12 protein-coding genes are annotated in these 19,392 nt (G+C 35.2%); 11 read left to right on the top strand and 1 reads right to left on the bottom strand.

The features are described from left to right. Positions 1-37 precede the first annotated feature (37 nt). The 6 genes from RBH94_RS01075 (at position 38) to RBH94_RS01050 (ending at position 10,440) form a co-directional block, all read left to right on the top strand. Positions 38-1,393, top strand: coding sequence for an HTTM domain-containing protein (locus tag RBH94_RS01075; RefSeq protein WP_307882000.1), 1,356 nt, complete (start codon positions 38-40; stop codon positions 1,391-1,393). After that, positions 1,374-3,797, top strand: a complete 2,424-nt coding sequence (locus RBH94_RS01070; RefSeq protein WP_307881999.1) for a TonB-dependent receptor domain-containing protein — start codon at positions 1,374-1,376, stop codon at positions 3,795-3,797. The genes RBH94_RS01075 and RBH94_RS01070 overlap by 20 nt, the downstream gene beginning before the upstream one ends. An 87-nt stretch (positions 3,798-3,884) precedes the next feature. Continuing rightward, complete coding sequence (locus tag RBH94_RS01065; protein WP_307881998.1) at positions 3,885-6,614, top strand: TonB-dependent receptor; 2,730 nt, start codon at positions 3,885-3,887, stop codon at positions 6,612-6,614. A gap of 154 nt (positions 6,615-6,768) precedes the next feature. Continuing rightward, positions 6,769-8,241, top strand: a complete 1,473-nt coding sequence (guaB, locus tag RBH94_RS01060; RefSeq protein ID WP_307881997.1) for an IMP dehydrogenase — start codon at positions 6,769-6,771, stop codon at positions 8,239-8,241. Positions 8,242-8,410: 169 nt separating this feature from the next. Next, positions 8,411-9,571: a PepSY domain-containing protein gene (locus RBH94_RS01055; RefSeq protein WP_307881996.1), complete on the top strand. Its 1,161-nt coding sequence runs from the start codon at positions 8,411-8,413 to the stop codon at positions 9,569-9,571. A 218-nt stretch (positions 9,572-9,789) separates the two neighbouring features. Continuing rightward, entirely contained in the window at positions 9,790-10,440 is a 651-nt protein-coding gene (locus RBH94_RS01050; RefSeq protein WP_307881995.1) for a sterol desaturase family protein, read from the top strand. A 1-nt stretch (position 10,441) separates the two neighbouring features. On the opposite strand, the gene RBH94_RS01045 is transcribed toward RBH94_RS01050, so the two are convergent. Continuing rightward, on the bottom strand, positions 10,442-10,678 hold the full coding sequence (locus RBH94_RS01045) for a hypothetical protein (protein ID WP_307881994.1): 237 nt from the start codon (positions 10,676-10,678) through the stop codon (positions 10,442-10,444). Positions 10,679-10,825: 147 nt separating this feature from the next. Here RBH94_RS01045 and RBH94_RS01040 point away from each other — a divergent pair, with 147 nt between their 5' ends. The 5 genes from RBH94_RS01040 (at position 10,826) to RBH94_RS01020 (ending at position 19,332) form a co-directional block, all read left to right on the top strand. Continuing rightward, positions 10,826-12,784, top strand: coding sequence for a peptidylprolyl isomerase (locus tag RBH94_RS01040; protein ID WP_307881993.1), 1,959 nt, complete (start codon positions 10,826-10,828; stop codon positions 12,782-12,784). A 5-nt stretch (positions 12,785-12,789) separates the two neighbouring features. Continuing rightward, positions 12,790-13,641: a peptidyl-prolyl cis-trans isomerase gene (locus tag RBH94_RS01035; protein WP_307881992.1), complete on the top strand. Its 852-nt coding sequence runs from the start codon at positions 12,790-12,792 to the stop codon at positions 13,639-13,641. Further along, entirely contained in the window at positions 13,604-15,052 is a 1,449-nt protein-coding gene (locus tag RBH94_RS01030; RefSeq protein ID WP_188223248.1) for a peptidylprolyl isomerase, read from the top strand. Before RBH94_RS01035 ends, RBH94_RS01030 begins: the two co-directional genes overlap by 38 nt. Positions 15,053-15,055: 3 nt before the next feature. Beyond that, entirely contained in the window at positions 15,056-16,009 is a 954-nt protein-coding gene (locus tag RBH94_RS01025; RefSeq protein WP_307881990.1) for a MoxR family ATPase, read from the top strand. 530 nt (positions 16,010-16,539) lie between these two features. Next, entirely contained in the window at positions 16,540-19,332 is a 2,793-nt protein-coding gene (locus tag RBH94_RS01020) for a bifunctional aconitate hydratase 2/2-methylisocitrate dehydratase (RefSeq protein ID WP_307881989.1), read from the top strand. Positions 19,333-19,392: the final 60 nt, after the last annotated feature.

The following is a 19,392-nucleotide window of genomic DNA, read 5'->3' as shown; positions in this document are numbered from 1 at the left end:
GATTCTCTGATGCGTTAGGGAATCTTTTCGTTTTTATATGGGGTTTAATACAAAAGCATATCTGCAAAGCAAAACAGATGCCGCACCATTAGCGGTGTTTAGGATACTATTCGGTATTATGATGCTGTTTAGTATTATTCGCTTTTGGGCTAATGGTTGGATTGATAAGTTATATATTAAACCTAAATTTCATTTTTCATATTATGGTTTTGAATGGGTAAAACCTTTGGGTGATTATACCTACTTGCTTTTTATTATTTGTGCTGTGGCAGCTTTGTTTATAGCACTGGGTTTAAAGTATAGAATGGCAATTATTGTATTCTTTTTGAGTTTTACCTATATCGAACTCATGGATAAAACCACCTATTTAAATCATTATTACTTTATTAGTTTATTGAGTTTTTTAATGATTTTTTTACCTGCTAATGCGTATTTTTCGGTAGATAATGTATTAAGGAAAACGTCTTATAAAACCATACCGCAATGGTGCGTAGATAGTGTAAAACTCCTTTTAGGAATCGTTTATTTTTATGCGGGATTGGCTAAATTAAATTCCGATTGGTTATTTCGAGCCATGCCATTAAAAATATGGTTGCCCTCAAAATACGACTTACCATTTATAGGCGAAAGCCTCATGCAACAGGAGTGGTTTCATTATGCTATGAGTTGGTCTGGTATGCTTTACGATTTAGCCATTCCGTTTTTACTGCTTTATAAGCGTACCCGTTGGTTTGCTTTTGCCTTGGTTGTGTTTTTCCATGTATTTACAAGGGTGCTTTTCCCAATAGGTATGTTTCCTTTTATCATGATTGTTTCGACGTTGATTTTTTTCAAAGCCGATTTTCATCATAAAATAATCAATACTATAGAAGATATTTTAAAACTTAAAACTTCGGTAGATTTGAAGCCTGTTTTAGAGGTTAAAAAGGAAAAGGCCCTGGTGCCATTTTTAACGGTGTTTTTTGTCATTCAGTTGCTATTTCCATTTCGATATGTATTATATCCTGGAGAATTGTTCTGGACCGAAGAGGGGTTTCGGTTTTCATGGCGCGTGATGCTCATGGAAAAAATGGGGCATACCACGTTTACCATTAAAAATGCAAAAACAGGAGCAGCATTTGTGGTTAGAAATCGCGATTTTCTGAGTTCGTTTCAGGAAAAGCAAATGAGTTTTCAACCCGATTTTATTTTACAATACGCACACTATTTAGGCGATCATTTTACATCGCAAGGGCATAAAAATGTACAGGTGTTTGTCGAAAGCTATGTGGCGCTTAACGGGAGGTTGAGTCAGCCATTTATAGACAAGACCGTCGATTTATATAAAGAAAAAGAATCATTCTGCCATAAGGCATGGATATTACCATTTACCGATGAAATTAAAGGACTTTAAATTATTAGTAATATTACTTTTGGTTGCAGGTGTCGCACAGGCGCAACATAAAATTTATGGAACAGTAACGAAAACAGGAAGCAATGAAGCAGTTGCCGATGTTGAAATTTTCGACAAGACTTCAGGTTTACTAGCAAAAACAAATGTTTCAGGGTATTTCGAATTTATTACTAACAAGCAGGATTTAGATTTAATTTTTTTTTCTTACGAGTTTCAGGTTAAGGAATTGCCGGTTTCTGTAGCTAATGATGCTGAAATTAATGTAGAACTTATTCCGTTATCGGTGAGTCTTTCGGAGGTTGAAATCACGGCTAGAAAAGCTAAGTTATTCGAATTATCACGTTTAAAAGATGTTGAAGGCACGGCTATTTATGCAGGTAAGAAGACCGAAGTGGTTTTGGTAGATCAGTCTATGGCCAATTTAGCATCTAACAATGCACGTCAGATTTTTAGTCAGGTGGCCGGTTTAAACATTTATCAGAATGATGATGCGGGATTACAGTTAAATGTTGGTGGTCGTGGATTAGATCCAAACCGAACGGCCAATTTCAATACGCGCCAAAATGGGTATGATATTAGTGCTGATGTTTTGGGATATCCTGAAAGTTATTATACGCCGGCATCAGAAGGGTTAAAAGAAATTCAGGTGATTCGTGGGGCGGCATCGTTGCAATACGGAACACAGTTCGGTGGTTTAATCAACTTTAAAATGAAGGCGCCAAATCCGAATAAACCTTTTGAACTAATTACAAGAAATACTTTAGGGAGTTTCGGATTGTATACCAATTTTACCAGTATCAGCGGAACAAAAGATAAGTTCAGTTATTACAGTTATTTCAACTACAAAAAAGGTGATGGATTCCGACCAAATTCAGAATTTGAATCTAAAAATGCCTTTGCACATTTAGGGTATCAGTTTACAGATAACACTAAAGTCACTGGAGATATAACGTATATGCGTTACCTGGCACAGCAGGGCGGTGGTTTAACCGATAATATGTTTGCCACAGATCCTTACCAAAGCAATCGTGAGCGCAACTGGTTTCAGGTAGATTGGTTGTTGTATAATTTAAAATTAGACCATAAGTTTTCAGATCAAACCAATTTCACATTTAACTTTTTTGGTTTAAATGCGTCCAGAGATGCATTAGGGTTTAGATCAAATCGTGTCGATCAGGTGGATTCTGGAGAGGAGCGTGATTTAATAAAAGGCGATTTTAAAAATTTCGGATTTGAAGCGCGTTTATTGAGTAAGTACAATATTGGTAAAAAAGACGCAACTTTTTTAATTGGAAGTAAGTTTTATAAAGCCAATAATTACCAACAACAAGGTCCGGGTAGTGATCGTAGCGATGCGGATTTTAACTTTTACAATGATGAGTTTTCAGATTACCAAAATCAGTCGCAGTTTGATTTACCTAACTTAAATGCTTCTGTTTTTGGAGAAAATATTTTCTATTTAAATGATAAATTATCGGTAACACCAGGTTTCCGTTTTGAGTATATTAGAACACAAAGTGAAGGGTTTTATCGTCAGATAAACAAAGACGCTGCGGGTAATGTTATATTGGATCAGACTATTGATGATAATCGAGATTTTGATCGCGCTTTTGTGTTACTAGGGTTGGGCGTGAGTTATAAACCTGTAAACGGAATGGAAGTTTATGGGAACATTTCACAAAACTACCGTTCGGTAACCTTTTCAGATATAAATATTAATAATCCTGCATTTGAAATTAATTCGGATATTACTGATGAAAAAGGCTTTACAACCGATTTAGGAATTCGTGGAAATTTAAATAATGTCGTGTCTTATGATTTAGGTGCATTTGCTTTGTTTTATAACGGGCGTATCGGGTTTAAACAAATAGAAACCAGTCAGGGCGTAAAGAGCGAACGTGGTAATATTGGTGATGCCGTGATGTATGGTGTAGAGTCTTTATTCGATTTTAATTTGAAACAGGTGTTAGATCTAAATAACGATTTTAGTTTTAATTATTTTGTAAATACATCTTTTATTAATTCGGAATATACGGCTTCGGAAGCAACAGGAGTAGAAGGTAATAAAGTGGAGTTTGTACCAGATGTGAATTTAAAAACTGGTTTAAGGTTTGGTTTTAAGGATTTATCTTCCAGTATTCAGTATACGTATTTATCGCAGCAATTTACAGATGCAACCAATTCTGTTGATGGAGGAATAAGTGGTGTTGTTGGTGAAATACCAAGTTATGATGTGTTAGATATATCTTTAGCCTATTCTTATAAGCGCTTCAAACTGGAAACCGGAATTAACAACATTTTAGATAATGCCTACTTTACCAGACGTGCCACAGGTTATCCAGGGCCAGGTATCATTCCGTCAGCGCCAAGAAACTGGTATACAACTCTTCAAGTAAAATTTTAAGGCTAAAACCTTAGGTTTTTTTTAACATTATTAGGTTAAACTTTACAAAAAAAGTAAGGTCTAAGCTACTATTAACCTAACTAGAACATGTTGAAAAAGTTATTGCTTGTTTTTCTGTTGTGTTTCACAACGACACTATTTGCCCAAAAGTTTACTTTAGAAGGTATTGTAAAAGATGAATATACCAAAGTTTTAGAAGGAGCAACAGTATATATTCAAAGTATAAAAGATAGTGTGCCTATGGCTTACGGTATAACCAATAAGAATGGAGAATTTTCTATTCAGGTTAATGCCGAAGACGATAAAAAGGCTATTTTTAACATTGCTTATTTAGGCTATAAACCTTACTTAAAAGATATCGATGTACCTGAAGGCAATACATTAAATTTAGGTGAAGTAGTATTACAAGATCAGGTAGAAGAACTTAATGTGGTATCGATTGTAGGTAAGGCTCCACCAGTGGTGATTAAAAAAGATACTATTGAATATAACGCCGATAGCTTTAAAACCTTACCTAACGATAAAGCCGAAGACTTACTTAAAAAGTTACCCGGTGTAGATATAGATTTAGATGGGAACATTACTGTTAATGGAGTAGATGTGGAAGCTGTAAATGTGGATGGCATGCGCTTCTTTGGTGAGAAAAAGGGAGATATTGCCTTAAAGAATATTCCAAGTCAGGCTATTAGTAAAGTTCAGGTTACCGATTATAAAACTGATATGCAAAAGTTTACCGGAGAAGAATCGACTTCGGGAACCAAAGAAATCAATTTAAAGATTAAAAAAGGACAAAACCGTGCCATGTTTGGTGATGTGAAAGGTGGTTATGGAACCGACGATAAGTATCAGGCGAATGCCAATTTGTTTCAAATGATAGATGGCAAACAGATTGGACTTATAGCTGGGACCAATAATATAAATTCGTCTAGAGGCTTTAATGCACTACCAGATACCGATACCAGTAATGGATACATAGAATCGGATTTTGTTGGAGCAAACTTCTCAAAAGGACGTTGGGACGAAACCCGTATTAATGCAAATTACCGGTATAGTGCCCAAAGTTCAGAAACAGAACGTAAAAGTAATCGGGAAACCTTTTTGCCGGATTTAAATTATATAACCGAATCTAACAATAAAGGCTTTAATGATTCTGAATCGCATACTGGAGATTCAGATTTAAAATTTATCATAGAACCCAAAAATAAGGCATCGAATAATAGAGTTCAGATTTCTAATGAAACTTCTTTTAACACGGCAAATACAGATTCGGGCTCTACGTCTAAAAGTACTTCGGAATACACCAACGGCGACTTAGTAAGCGATTATACAAGTACTAATCAATCCACATCGTCTAATTACAATATTAATAACAGGTTTCGCGTAACGCCTGCGCGAGGTGGTGGTGGAAACTATTTTAATATTGGCTTAAATACCGATTTCAGTAAATCATCTTCAGACAGCAAGAAGTATTCTGAAAATATTTTATATAACAGAAATGAAACCGTTATACAAGATCAGATAAGTAATACCGATAGTAATAATAGTAATATTGGTATTAACGCAGAGTGGAGTGCCGAGTTGTTTGATGATTTTAGAATTATACCTAGCTATAATGCCGATGTAAATTCACAAAGCAGTGAGCGCTATATTTATGATTATGATGCAGGTAGTGATTCATATGATAGCTTTAATGATATGTTAAGTACCGATAGTAAATATATTGCGACTACAATCCGACCGTCGTTAAGGTTAAGATATCAACTCAATGATTTCCGTTTCGAAGTTGAAGCCGGCCACACAACTACCTATAGAAGTTATAAAGATCAAATTGTTGAAGCACGTAATTTTAAAGCTGATTTTGAGTATTTAACATATTCAGGTCGCATTCGGTACCGTGATGAGAATGGCTATAAAAGAATTTCATTAGATTATAATCAAAATGTGAATTTGCCTTCGATGAGTCAGTTGCAACCCGTTGAAGATGTGAGCAACATTACACATATTCGTGTGGGTAATCCGTTTTTAGAACCACAGATTAATCATAGATTACGTTTCAGATACCAAAACAATTTAGCGTTTCATAATATCAATATTTCTGGAAATGCTAATGCGGGTATAACTCAAGATAAAATTATCAATTCTACAACCACCGACAGTGATTTAAATAAGCTAACGACCTATACCAATATTAATGGTGATTATTCTATAGATGGTAATGCGTCCATTTCAAAATCTATTTATAGTAAAAAGACTAATATTAACTTTAACGGGTCATTTTCGGCGAGCTTCAATAATAGTCTGTCCATGCAAAACGGTGTTAAGTTTACTGGCCAGACAACCAGATTTACACCGTCTATATCATTTAGATACGCTTACGATAATAAAATTGAGTTGAGTGCACGTTATAATTATTCAGCATTTAAAAATGTATATGATACCGACGCATTTAACGATAACGATTATTTTGTACAAAATGTGAATTTCGATTCTAACATATTTATTATCAAAAACCTCTTTGTCTCGAATAAGGTAGCTTACCGCTATAACAGTCGTGTAGGAGATGCCTTTGATGGTGATGCTGTGTTCTGGAATGCAGGAATAGGGATGGAGTTATGGGATAATAAAGCGACAGTAACTTTAGTAGGCTACGATGTTTTAGGAAAAAATAATGGCTACAGGCGTAATGTAACCGAAACTTATATTGAAGACGTAGAGAATAGAATATTGGAGCAGTATTTTATGTTGAACTTCACCTATAAGTTTGGAAGCTTTGCCGGACAACCTATGAATGTCGGTGGTGGGAGACGTCGTCGCTAAACACATATAAAGTGTCCGATTGTAAATAAACATTCGGACACTTTTCTTTTACAGATTTTGAAATAGAAAATATTAACAATAATTTAGTTTCTTATTTCTTAAAATCAACTTAAAAATTGTGTATATTTGCACGCAATTAAAATGTAATTGCATCATGATCGCACATCAAAATAAAATAGTAGGAGAAGGACTAACCTACGATGATGTCCTTTTAGTTCCAGCTTATTCAGAAGTTCTTCCTCGCGAAGTAAATATCCAAACAAAATTTACGAGAAACATTACCATTAACGTGCCTATTATTTCGGCCGCGATGGATACCGTTACTGAAAGCAAAATGGCTATTGCTATGGCGCAAGAAGGAGGTATTGGTGTGTTACATAAGAACATGACAATTGAAGCACAGGCTTTAAAAGTAAGACGTGTTAAGCGTGCAGAAAGCGGTATGATTATCGATCCTGTAACTTTGCCTCTTACAGCGACTGTTTTAGATGCAAAGGCATCGATGGCAGAGCACAGTATTGGTGGTATTCCTATCGTTGATGATGAAGGAACTCTAAAAGGGATTGTAACTAATCGTGATTTGCGTTTCGAGCATGACAATAAACGTGCTATTGTTGAGGTGATGACAAGTGAAAATTTAGTAACTTCATCAGTAGGAACTTCATTAAAAGATGCTGAAAGTATTCTTCAAAAGCATAAAATTGAAAAGCTACTTATTGTAGATGACAATTATAAATTATCAGGGTTAATTACCTTCAGAGATATTACTAAATTAAAGCAAAAGCCAATCGCAAACAAAGATGAGTATGGACGCTTACGTGTTGCTGCAGCTTTAGGTGTAACTGCAGATGCTGTGGTAAGAGCTGAAGCTTTAGTTAATGCAGGGGTAGATGCCGTTGTAATTGATACAGCTCACGGGCATACGCAAGGTGTGGTTAAAGTTTTAAAGGAGGTAAAAGCTAAATTCCCTGATTTAGATGTTATCGTTGGAAATATTGCAACAGGTGAAGCTGCGAAATATTTAGTTGAAGCTGGCGCTGATGCTGTAAAAGTTGGTATAGGCCCAGGGTCAATTTGTACAACGCGTGTGGTTGCAGGTGTTGGTTTTCCTCAGTTTTCAGCGGTATTAGAAGTAGCAGCAGCTATTAAAGGTTCTGGTGTTCCTGTAATTGCAGATGGAGGTATTCGTTATACAGGAGATATTCCTAAAGCGATTGCAGCAGGTGCAGACTGTGTGATGTTAGGGTCGCTTTTAGCAGGTACTAAAGAATCTCCTGGAGAGACTATTATTTACGAAGGACGTAAATTTAAGTCTTACCGTGGAATGGGTTCTGTTGAAGCTATGAAAGAAGGTAGTAAAGACCGTTATTTTCAAGATGTAGAAGATGATATCAAGAAATTAGTTCCTGAAGGTATTGTTGGACGTGTCCCTTACAAAGGTGATTTATACGAAAGTATTCACCAGTTTATTGGTGGATTACGCGCAGGTATGGGATACTGTGGAGCTAAAGATATCGAGACTTTAAAAGAAAAAGGGCAATTTGTTAAGATTACAGCAAGTGGTATTAACGAAAGTCACCCTCATGATGTAGCTATTACAAAAGAATCTCCAAACTATTCAAGATAGTTTATCAGATATAATTATTGAAAAACCCAACAAACATTTGTTGGGTTTTTTTATCGACATGTTTTATTAATGAATTTATTTGTAATTAGTCTAAATAAAGTTTGTTTTGTAAGAGTTGGGTTATATATTTGTTGTGTATTAAAAAGTCAGACAAAGTAATAAAGAAAGTATGTCAAAAAAGTCTACCTACGGTTTTAGAAAGTTTATCAACGATATTCATTTATGGCTGGGAATTGCCAGCGGAATAGTTATTTTTTTAGTTTGTCTTAGTGGAACCATCCTGGCTTTTGAACACGAAATAAAAGATGCGTTTTCTTCATCAATTGAAGTTGAAGAGCAAGGAAATAAGTCTTCAGTAACACAACTTGTTAATACTGTAAAGAATTCCGATTTAGGATTTGTAACGGGGGTGATGCTCCCCAGTGCTTCGGATGCGCCTTATGAGTTTTCAGTAAAGAAAGATCTTAAAGAGCGCCGCGGATCTAAAGTTCTTGTGGATCCTTATACCTCTGAAATTCACAAGGTAGAAAAATCTAAAGCAGACGGATTTCTTATGTCGATGTTTAGACTTCACCGGTGGTTACTTCTGGATATCAATATCGGACGTCCAATAGTAGGTATAGCAACAATTATCTTTTTGGTGTTATCAATTTCTGGTTTAGTATTGTGGTTTCCTAAAAAGATGAAATGGAAGCAAATTAAACAAGGTTTTAAAATTAAAACCGATGCCAAATGGAAACGAATTAATCATGATTTGCATAATACACTGGGGTTTTATTCTTGCATTTTGATTCTTATTATGGGAATCACCGGGCTATGTTGGTCTTTTGAAGGGTATAGAAATGGATTAGGCGATTTAATAGGCGCCAAAATATTTGATCGCGGCGGTCGTTTTGAGCATCAATCTGATGCAAAACAAGAACATACGATTTCTATTGAAGAGGCTATAGCAAAAGCGAATGAAACTTTAGATTATGACGGTGAGTTGTCGGTAAGCTTTCCTGATCAGCGTAATAGTTATTATCGATTTTCTAAAGTAGCAGAGGCAAGTTGGTCACCTGTAACATCAGATAAATTGTATATGGATCTTTCAGGGAAGGTATTAAAAGTAGAGCGGTTTGCAGACAAACCTTTGAATACACAGATTGCTTCGTTAATAAAACCGATTCATACGGGAGAAATATATGGCATGTTTTCTAAGGTTCTGTACTTTATTGCCTGTTTAATAGGAACAAGTTTGCCTGTAACAGGAACCATTATTTGGATTAATAAATTGAAAAAGAAAAATAAAAGAAAGAAGGCTAGACCCGTATTAAGAAAGGTTGCATAAGTGGGTAAATAGTATTTTAAAATAATAAAAAAAGCCTCTGTAATTACAGAGGCTTTTTTTATGGTGATTATTAAGTATTTGTTATTTGTGTGATTTTGTTATCTTTAAGTAGGATAAAATTTAAAGTTATGAAATGAGCCATAGGAAAAGTCAATATCGACTATAAGGATTCTTGGCGAATTACATCTGACGGATAAATAATAAAAAAATTTAAACAGATGAAACAGCAACGAGTAACCACAGATTTTTCTACCGGTCAGGCACAAATCTTTAAAAACCCCTTTTTAGAAAGCCTAACAAAAACCAACCCAATCTCAAATATTATAGTCTATGGCGTTACCGTTTTACTTTTGGCATATTTGGCTATTGGCGTCGTAGGATTATCGGTTTTAAGTTTTGTTATTTTATTTTGTACAGGTTTTGTGTCCTGGACTCTAGCTGAATATTTATTGCACCGCTACCTGTTTCATTGGTATAACGACTGGAAATGGACACAGCGATTCCATTTTATTATGCACGGTTCGCATCATGAGTTTCCAAAGGATAAAGAACGTTTGTTAATGCCACCTGTTCCGGGGTTAATTTTAGCATCCTTACTTTTTTGTGTATTCTATATTCTATTCTGGGTTTTTGGATTTTCAATATATACCTTCGGATTTTTTCCAGGCTTCTTTTTAGGGTATTTAATGTATTCTTTTGTACATAGAGCGATTCACGTAAAACGACCCCCGAAACGATTTAAATACCTATGGCATCATCATAATTTACATCATTATCAATATCCAGATAAGGCATATGGCGTTTCGAATACGTTTTGGGATAAAGTATTTGGAACAATGCCTCCTAAACCCAAACGTAAACAGGTGTAATCTAATCTTGGTAAACTTGTCCGCGATGCGGTTTCAATGCATCTCTAAGTGGTTTCATTTTGTCTTCATCAACCACTAGATAGGCGATGGCGTGAACGTCATTTATCTCTTCAAAACCAGTTAAGATATTATCTAACTTTTCAATTTGAACGTATTCTTTTAAATGAATTTCGTGATGTTCAGCTGTTTTATGGGCTGAAGGACCTCTAAAGTCCCATATTAATTTAAGTCTGCGCATGCGATCTGTGCAATAAAAATAAAAGTCGAAAGTTAAAAAGATATAATTAAAATAGCACTTAAAATTTATCTTTTCAATGCTAAGGGAAAGCCACTTGCATTATAGCATTATATTATTATTTTTGTTGCTATGGTATAAATTTTTAATATGAATATAAAGTATATTTCTGTTTTACTTTTCACCCTGTTTTTAGTTCAGGTAAAAGCCCAAAATTTAAGCGAAGCTATCTTGTTTACAGTCGATAGTGATCCGGTTACAGCTTCGGAGTTTATGAGGGTTTACAATAAGAATTTAGATCTGGTGCAAGACGAATCTCAAAAAGATGTCGATGAGTATTTAAAATTGTTTACCAATTACAAATTAAAATTAAAGGAGGCCAGAGCTTTAAAACTAGATGAAAAACCATCTTATATTCGTGAATTATCGAATTATAAAAAACAGTTAGCCAGCAGTTATATTACAGATAATAAGGTGACGGATGAGTTAGTCGAAGAAGCCTACGATCGCGTATCTTACGACGTAAAAGCCAGTCATATTCTTATTAAATTACCAGAGAATGCAAATCCTAATGATACACTTGTAGCTTATAATGATATTACAAAACTTCGCAATCGTGCTTTAACAGAAGGGTTTGAGACTGTTAGAGAAGATGTACATAACGGGCAAACCATTTATGGTGAAGATTTAGATTGGTTTTCCGGGTTTAAAATGGTGTACAAGTTCGAAAATGAAGCTTACAACACCCCGGTAGGTGAAATCTCCATGCCGTTTAGAACCCGTTTTGGGTATCATATTGTATTTGTGAAAGACAAGCGCAAATCTAGAGGAGAGCGAACCGTAGCTCATATCATGATTTTTCATAAAAAAGACGATTCTGCACAGGAACAATCGGCACAGCGTATTCAGGATATTTATAAAAAACTACAGCAAGGGGAGACGTTTGAAACTCTAGCAAAGCAATTTTCAGAAGATCAGAGCACGGCTTCAAATGGAGGTCGGTTAACGCCTATAAGTAGCGGACAGTTAAATTCAAAAGTCTTTGAAGATACTGTGTTTGGTTTAGAGGAAGTTGGCGATATTTCTGAACCTATAAAAACCGATTATGGTTGGCACATTATTAAATTATTAAATAAAAAGCCAATTGCAAGTTTCGAGGATATGCGTCCTGAATTAGAGCAAATGGTAAAGCGTGATGAACGCTCTAAGTTAATTGATGACGCACTGTATGCGAAGTTAAGAGCAAAATATGGTGTTTCAGAAAAGCAATCTGCTTTACCTTATTTTGTTGGGTTGTTAAATGATGATTATTATAAATTGTCTTGGAAGTTGCCCGTAGATTTTGAGGCTGCCAAACCTTTAGTTAAAATAGGTGATGAACAGTTGTTGTTCGAGGATTTTGGTAATTTCTTAGTGAAAAATCAACATTATAACCGAAGTGCAGATAGTTTTCAGAATATAGTAAATCAAGCTTATGTAACCTTTTTAAATAACAACCTGGTAAAATACCAAGAGGAGCATTTAGAGGAAGAAGACGAAGATTTTGCTCATATTGTTGGAGAGTATCGTGATGGATTGTTATTATTCGACTTAATGGAATCTACCATTTGGGATGCCGCTAAAACAGATTCTTTGGGGGTTAAGAATTATTACAATGCTCATAAGGATAAGTATATGGCTCCCGAGAAAATAGATGCGGTTGTAGCCTCATCCGCTCAGCATAAAACACTTAAAAAAGTGTCTAAGTTGCTAGAGCAGGGTATGGCGGTAAAAGATATTAAGGCTTTAGTGAATAGTAATGATAAAATAGATGTTATCTTTACAGAAGAAATCATGGATGCCAGTCATCAGGTATTACCGGAGAACTTTGAATTTAAAAAGGGAGTGTCTAAAATTTACAAACATAGCGATGCATTTGTTATTGTAGATGTTAAAGACATATTGCCAGCATCTCAAAAAACATTCGAAGATTCAAAAGGATTAGTACTTAGTGATTATCAAACTTACAAGGAAGAACAGTGGGTAGCAGAGTTGGCCACGAAATATCCTGTTGAAGTAAACCAAGAGGTTTTAAATCAAGTAAAATCTCAACTAAAACTAAATAAGTAAATCAAGTGCGATTTAAAAGTCTCTCAATATTGGCGTTGCTTTTGGCGACCTCTTGTCAATTTTTTAAAGAAGTTGACGACCGTGTTCCTGTGGCACGAGTAAATGAAACGTATTTATATTATGATGATATTAAAGATTTAGTATCTGAAGGGACATCAAAGGAAGATAGCACGCTTGTTGTTCAGAATTATATTAATCAATGGGCAACCCAGCAGTTATTGGTAGATGGTGCCAAATTGAATTTAAGTGAGGCAACACAGAATAATTTTAACAGGCTTATCAATCAATATAAAAACGATTTATATACCAAAGCTTATATGGAGGCATTGGTGGCTCGAGAAATTGATTCTGTAATTTCAAAAGAAGAGGCGGAGACCTATTATAATATTAATAAGGAAGCGTTTAAGTTAAACGAAGAATTAGTTAAGTTCAGATATATTCATATAGATGAGAATATGAATAACTACAAATCTGTTGTTGAGCGATTTAAACGATTTAACCATAAAGACAAGCAGGTTTTAGATTCGTTATCTATTCAGTTTAGGTCTTATTCGTTAAACGATTCTATTTGGATAAAAGTAAATCAGGTGGTTAAAAAAATTTCAGCGATTAATGCTGAAAATAAAGATCAACTGTTAAAAAAATCTAATTTTGTGCAGCTCAAAGATTCATTAGGAGTATATTTGATGCAAGTGAACGATGTGTTATTGCCAAAGGAAACGGCGCCGTTGGAGTATGTAAAACCAACCATTGACCAAATCGTTATTAATAAGAGAAAGCTAGAGCTTATTCGAAAATTAGAAAAAGATATAACCAAAGATGCCATTACAAATAAAAAATTCGAAATCTATAAATAATTTGAAACATATATTCGGTTTATGCATAGCGTTACTTGGATCACAAGTAATGATTGCTCAGGAAATCATTGAAGATGAAGTTAAGGAAGAAGTAAAGGAGACCAAAACCGCAAATCCTAATGCTAAAAAGGTAGATGGTGTAGCAGCTGTAGTTGGCGATTATATTTTATTAGATTCTGATGTTGATAAAGCTTATGTGCAATTACAAGCACAAGGTGTAAATACTAAAGATATTGGCCGTTGCGAATTGTTTGGTAAACTTTTAGAAGACAAATTATATGCGCATCACGCTGTACAAGATAGTATCATTGTTTCTGACGCACAGATTAGACAAAATGTAGATTATCAAATCGAGCAGTTCTTGCAGTCTACAAATGGATCGATGGAGAAACTATTAGACTTTTACAACAAAGATGATGAACAAAGCTTTAGAGATGAGATGTTCGAAATTAACAAAGCGAACATGTTGGCTCAAGAAATGCAAAAAAAGATTGTAGGAGAGATTGAGATTACTCCGGAAGAGGTTCGTGAGTTTTTCAACAAAATTCCAAAAGATCAGCGTCCAACATTTGGTACCGAGTTAAAAGTTGCTCAAATTGTTGCCGAGCCAAAAGTTGCGCCAGAAGAAAATCAACGCATCATCGATCAGCTTAAAGAGTTTAAAAGAGACATTCTTGAAAATGGAGCAAGTTTCCGTTCTAAAGCCGTATTATATTCAGAAGATCCTGGTTCTGCAAGTAAAGGAGGAAAATATATCTTAAACAGAAATCAGCCTCGAATGGTTAAGGAATTCAGACAAGTGGCTTTTGCACTTCAAGAAGGCGAGATTTCAGAGCCTTTTAAAACCGATTTTGGTTATCATATTATTTATTGTGAAAAAATTAGAGGTCAGGAACGTGATGTGGCACATATTTTATTAACGCCGAAAGTATCAGATGAAGCTATTAAGGAAGCGAAAGAACGTTTAGAAAAAGTGAGACAGCGTATTGTTGACGGAGAAATTTCATTTGCCGATGCAGCCAGAGAGGCTAGTGATGAAAAGGAAACCAGAGGAGATGGTGGTCAGTTAATCAACCCGGCAACGCAAGATTATAATTTTGAATTGACCAGAATGGATACAGAGTTATATACTCAAATTCAGAATTTAAAAGATAACGAGGTAAGTTTGGTATATAAAGAAGAAGATCGTACCGGCGGGGTTAAGTTTAAAATATTAATGGTTACTGATAGGATTGATGAGCATGAAGCAGACTATGCCCGCGATTATTTAAAAATTAAGCAATTAGCATTAGATGAAAAGAAAATTGATGCTATTGCTGATTGGCAAAAAGAAAAAATCATGGATACTTACATAAAAATTAGTGGTGAGTATAGAGATTGCGAATTTTCTAGTAACTGGTTAAAAAAATAATATATGTCTGATGTTTCCGCTATTGAACAATTTGTAAAGCAGTATAAAGATTTAAAAACCGAAATCGCCAAAGTTATTGTTGGTCAGGATGAGGTAGTAAATCAAATATTAATTTCCATTTTTTCTGGCGGACATTCACTTTTAATAGGAGTTCCCGGGTTGGCAAAAACCTTAATGGTTAACACTATTGCTCAGGCCTTAGGTTTAGACTTTAAGCGTATTCAGTTTACACCCGATTTAATGCCTAGTGACATATTAGGTAGTGAGATTTTAGACGAGGACCGTCACTTTAAATTTATTAAAGGCCCTATTTTTTCTAATATTATTTTGGCTGATGAGATTAATAGAACGCCGCCTAAAACACAGGCTGCTCTGTTAGAAGCTATGCAGGAACGAGCAGTAACGGTTGCTGGTCATCACTACAAATTAGATTTACCATATTTTGTTTTAGCAACGCAAAACCCTATTGAGCAGGAAGGAACGTATCCACTGCCGGAGGCACAATTGGACCGTTTTATGTTTGCTATTAATTTAGATTATCCAACGTTTAAAGAGGAAGTAGAAGTTGTTAAGTCGACTACAACAGATTCTAAAAAAAATGTAAACGCTTTGTTTTCTGCTAAGCAAATTATCGATTTTCAACAGTTAATCCGTCGTATTCCGGTAGCTGATAATGTTATAGAATATGCAGTAACTATGGTTGGTAAAACAAGACCAAATTCTGATGCTGCTGCCGATTTAGTTAAAAATTACATTGATTGGGGCGCAGGGCCAAGAGCGTCTCAAAACTTGATTCTTGCAGCTAAAACCCACGCTGCAATACATGGTAAATTTTCACCAGATATAGAAAATGTTCAGGCAGTAGCTAAAGGTATTTTACGTCACCGAATTATTAAAAACTACAAAGCAGAAGCCGAAGGTATTTCCGAAAATCAAATTATAGAGAGTTTGTTTTAAAATTCTTTTTTTAAGTATAAATACTTATTACTAAATTAAGTATTGTTTCTTGTACATTTTATTTAATTAATTATTCTGTTGTTTTGTTAAGTATTCAACATATTACTGGTTTTTGTGAAGCTTCAGTGTTATTTAAAATAATAATTTTGTTCATTTATTGGAGCTTATCATTCTATTTCAGTCATTTCTTATATACGTATTTTGAGAAACCAATGACCAATTTAAGGGATAAGCCATTTTTTAAAAAGATATTGAATTAACTGGGTTACCAAAAAAACAATTTTTTAATGAATTTCATTAAAAAACTTCAAGCCATATTAAATAATTATAGCACAATAACAATTAAGTATCAAGAGGCATGGTATTCTGAGTTTTATTTTTAAAACTTTGTATTAATTCAGTACTTTTGCGAGGCTAAAGAAAAAACTAAGTTAAACGGCTTTAAATAATATATAGGGGCTGTAGTCTATTTGCCTGAACTACAGAAAATTATTTTTAACAGCCAAAAATTGAAATGACTTCTAAATAATATGAATATGTACAACGATTACATCAAGGAAATCGAAGAACGAAAAGCTCAGGGATTACACCCAAAACCAATTGATGGAGCTGATTTATTAAGCGAGATTATTGAACAAATTAAAGATGAGAATAACGAGAATCGTGAAGATTCGCTTAAATTTTTTATTTACAATGTAGTTCCAGGAACAACTGGAGCGGCAGGTGTAAAAGCAAAGTTTTTAAAAGAGATTATTCTTGGTGCTGCTGTTGTTGAAGAAATTAATCCAACATTTGCTTTAGAATTACTATCGCACATGAAAGGTGGACCTTCTATTGAGGTGCTTCTGGATTTAGCGTTAGGAAACGATGAAGCAATTGCTAAGCAAGCTGCTGAAGTATTAAAAACACAAGTATTCTTGTATGAAGCAGATACAGCGCGCTTAGAAGAAGCTTATAAAGCAGGTAATGTTGTCGCTAAAGATTTATTAGAGAGTTACGCTAATGCTGAGTTCTTTACCAAACTGCCTGAGGTTGAAGAAAAAATAGATATCGTTACTTTTATCGCGGGAACTGGTGATATTTCAACAGATTTATTATCGCCTGGTGCCGATGCGCATTCAAGGTCAGATCGTGAATTACACGGTCAGTGTATCTTTGAGCATAACAAAGAAATGCAACAAGAACTTACGGCATTAAAAGAACAATACCCAGATAAGCGTGTCATGTTAATCGCTGAAAAAGGAACCATGGGCGTTGGATCTTCAAGAATGTCAGGGGTTAATAACGTGGCGTTATGGACAGGTATTCAAGCAAGTCCTTATGTGCCATTTATTAATATTGCGCCGATTATTGCAGGAACTAATGGTATTTCTCCAATTTTCTTAACGACTGTTGGTGTAACTGGTGGTATTGGTATCGACCTTAAAAACTGGGTAAAGAAAACTGATGAAGCTGGTAACACCGTTTTAGATGAAAATGGAGAACCTGTATTAGAGCAAGCGTATTCTGTTGAAACTGGTACAGTGCTTACCATTAATACAAAAGAGAAAAAATTATATAACGGTGATGTTGAATTAAAAGATATTTCAGAAGCATTAACGCCGCAAAAGGTGGAGTTTATTAAAGCTGGTGGTTCTTATGCTGTGGTTTTTGGTAAAAAATTACAAACCATCGCTGCTAGTATTTTAGGTATTGAAGCGCCAACGGTTTATGCACCTTCTAAAGAAGTTTCTGTTGAAGGACAAGGTTTAACGGCTGTTGAAAAAATCTTCAACAAAAATGCTGTTGGAACAACTCCAGGAAAAACGTTACACGCCGGATCTGATGTTCGTGTTGAAGTCAATATTGTAGGGTCTCAGGATACTACTGGATTAATGACGTCTCAGGAGTTAGAAGCGATGGCAGCTACGGTTATTTCTCCAATTGTTGATGGTGCTTACCAGTCAGGGTGTCATACGGCCTCAGTTTGGGATAACAAGTCTAAAGCGAACATTCCTAAGTTAATGAAGTTTATGAATGACTTCGGATTAATCACAGCGCGCGATCCTAAAGGAGAATACCACGCCATGACCGACGTTATTCACAAAGTATTAAATGATATTACTATTGACGACTGGGCCATCATTATTGGTGGTGACTCACATACACGTATGTCTAAAGGTGTGGCTTTTGGTGCCGATTCAGGAACTGTAGCTTTAGCTTTAGCAACGGGTGAAGCAACGATGCCAATTCCGCAGTCAGTAAAAGTAACCTTCAAAGGTGAAATGAAACCTTATATGGATTTCCGTGATGTGGTACACGCAACACAACAACAAATGTTAAAGCAATTTGGTGGTGAAAACGTATTCCAAGGTCGTGTAATTGAAGTACACATTGGTACCTTAACATCAGATCAGGCCTTTACATTTACCGATTGGACGGCCGAAATGAAAGCAAAAGCATCTATCTGTATTTCAGAAGATGAAACCTTAATCGAATCTTTAGAAATCGCAAGAGATCGTATCCAGATCATGATTGATAAAGGTATGGATAACGAAAAACAAGTGCTACAAGGACTTATTGATAAAGCAAACGCAAGAATCGAGGAAATTAAATCTGGAGCGAAACCAGCTTTACGTCCTGATGCTAACGCGAATTATTTTGCTGAAGTTGTTATCGATTTAGATGAAATCGTTGAGCCAATGATCGCCGATCCAGACGTAAACAACGACGATGTTTCTAAGCGCTATACACACGATACTATTCGTCCGTTATCTTTCTACGGCGGTACTAAGCAGGTAGATTTAGGTTTCGTAGGCTCTTGTATGGTTCACAAAGGTGATATGAAAATTTTAGCTCAGATGTTAAAAAATATCGAAGCACAACAAGGAAAAGTTGAATTTAAAGCGCCTCTAGTAGTTGCACCTCCAACATACAACATTGTTGATGAGTTAAAAGCTGAAGGCGACTGGGAAGTATTACAAAAATACTCAGGATTTGAATTTGACGATAATGAGCCTAAAGGTTTAGCTCGTACCAAATACGAAAATATGCTTTACTTAGAGCGCCCAGGTTGTAACTTATGCATGGGTAATCAGGAGAAAGCTGAACCAGGAGATACCGTAATGGCAACATCTACACGTTTATTCCAAGGTCGTGTGGTAAAGGATTCGGGAGAGAAAAAAGGTGAATCTTTATTATCATCTACTCCGGTAGTTGTATTATCTACAATTTTAGGAAGAACACCTAATATTGAAGAGTATCAAGCTGCAGTTGAGGGTATTGTTTTAACTAAGTTTAAACCACCTCACAAGCAATTAAGCACAGCTACTGTTGCATTATAGTTTAACCTTTAAATGATCTGAAATTTTCAGACATTTATTGAAGAATATAGAGCCGGGTTT

The organism is Aestuariibaculum sp. YM273 (assembly GCF_030908365.1).
In the GTDB taxonomy this organism is placed as follows: domain Bacteria; phylum Bacteroidota; class Bacteroidia; order Flavobacteriales; family Flavobacteriaceae; genus Aestuariibaculum; species Aestuariibaculum marinum.
This window is presented reverse-complemented; position numbering and strand designations above follow the sequence as displayed.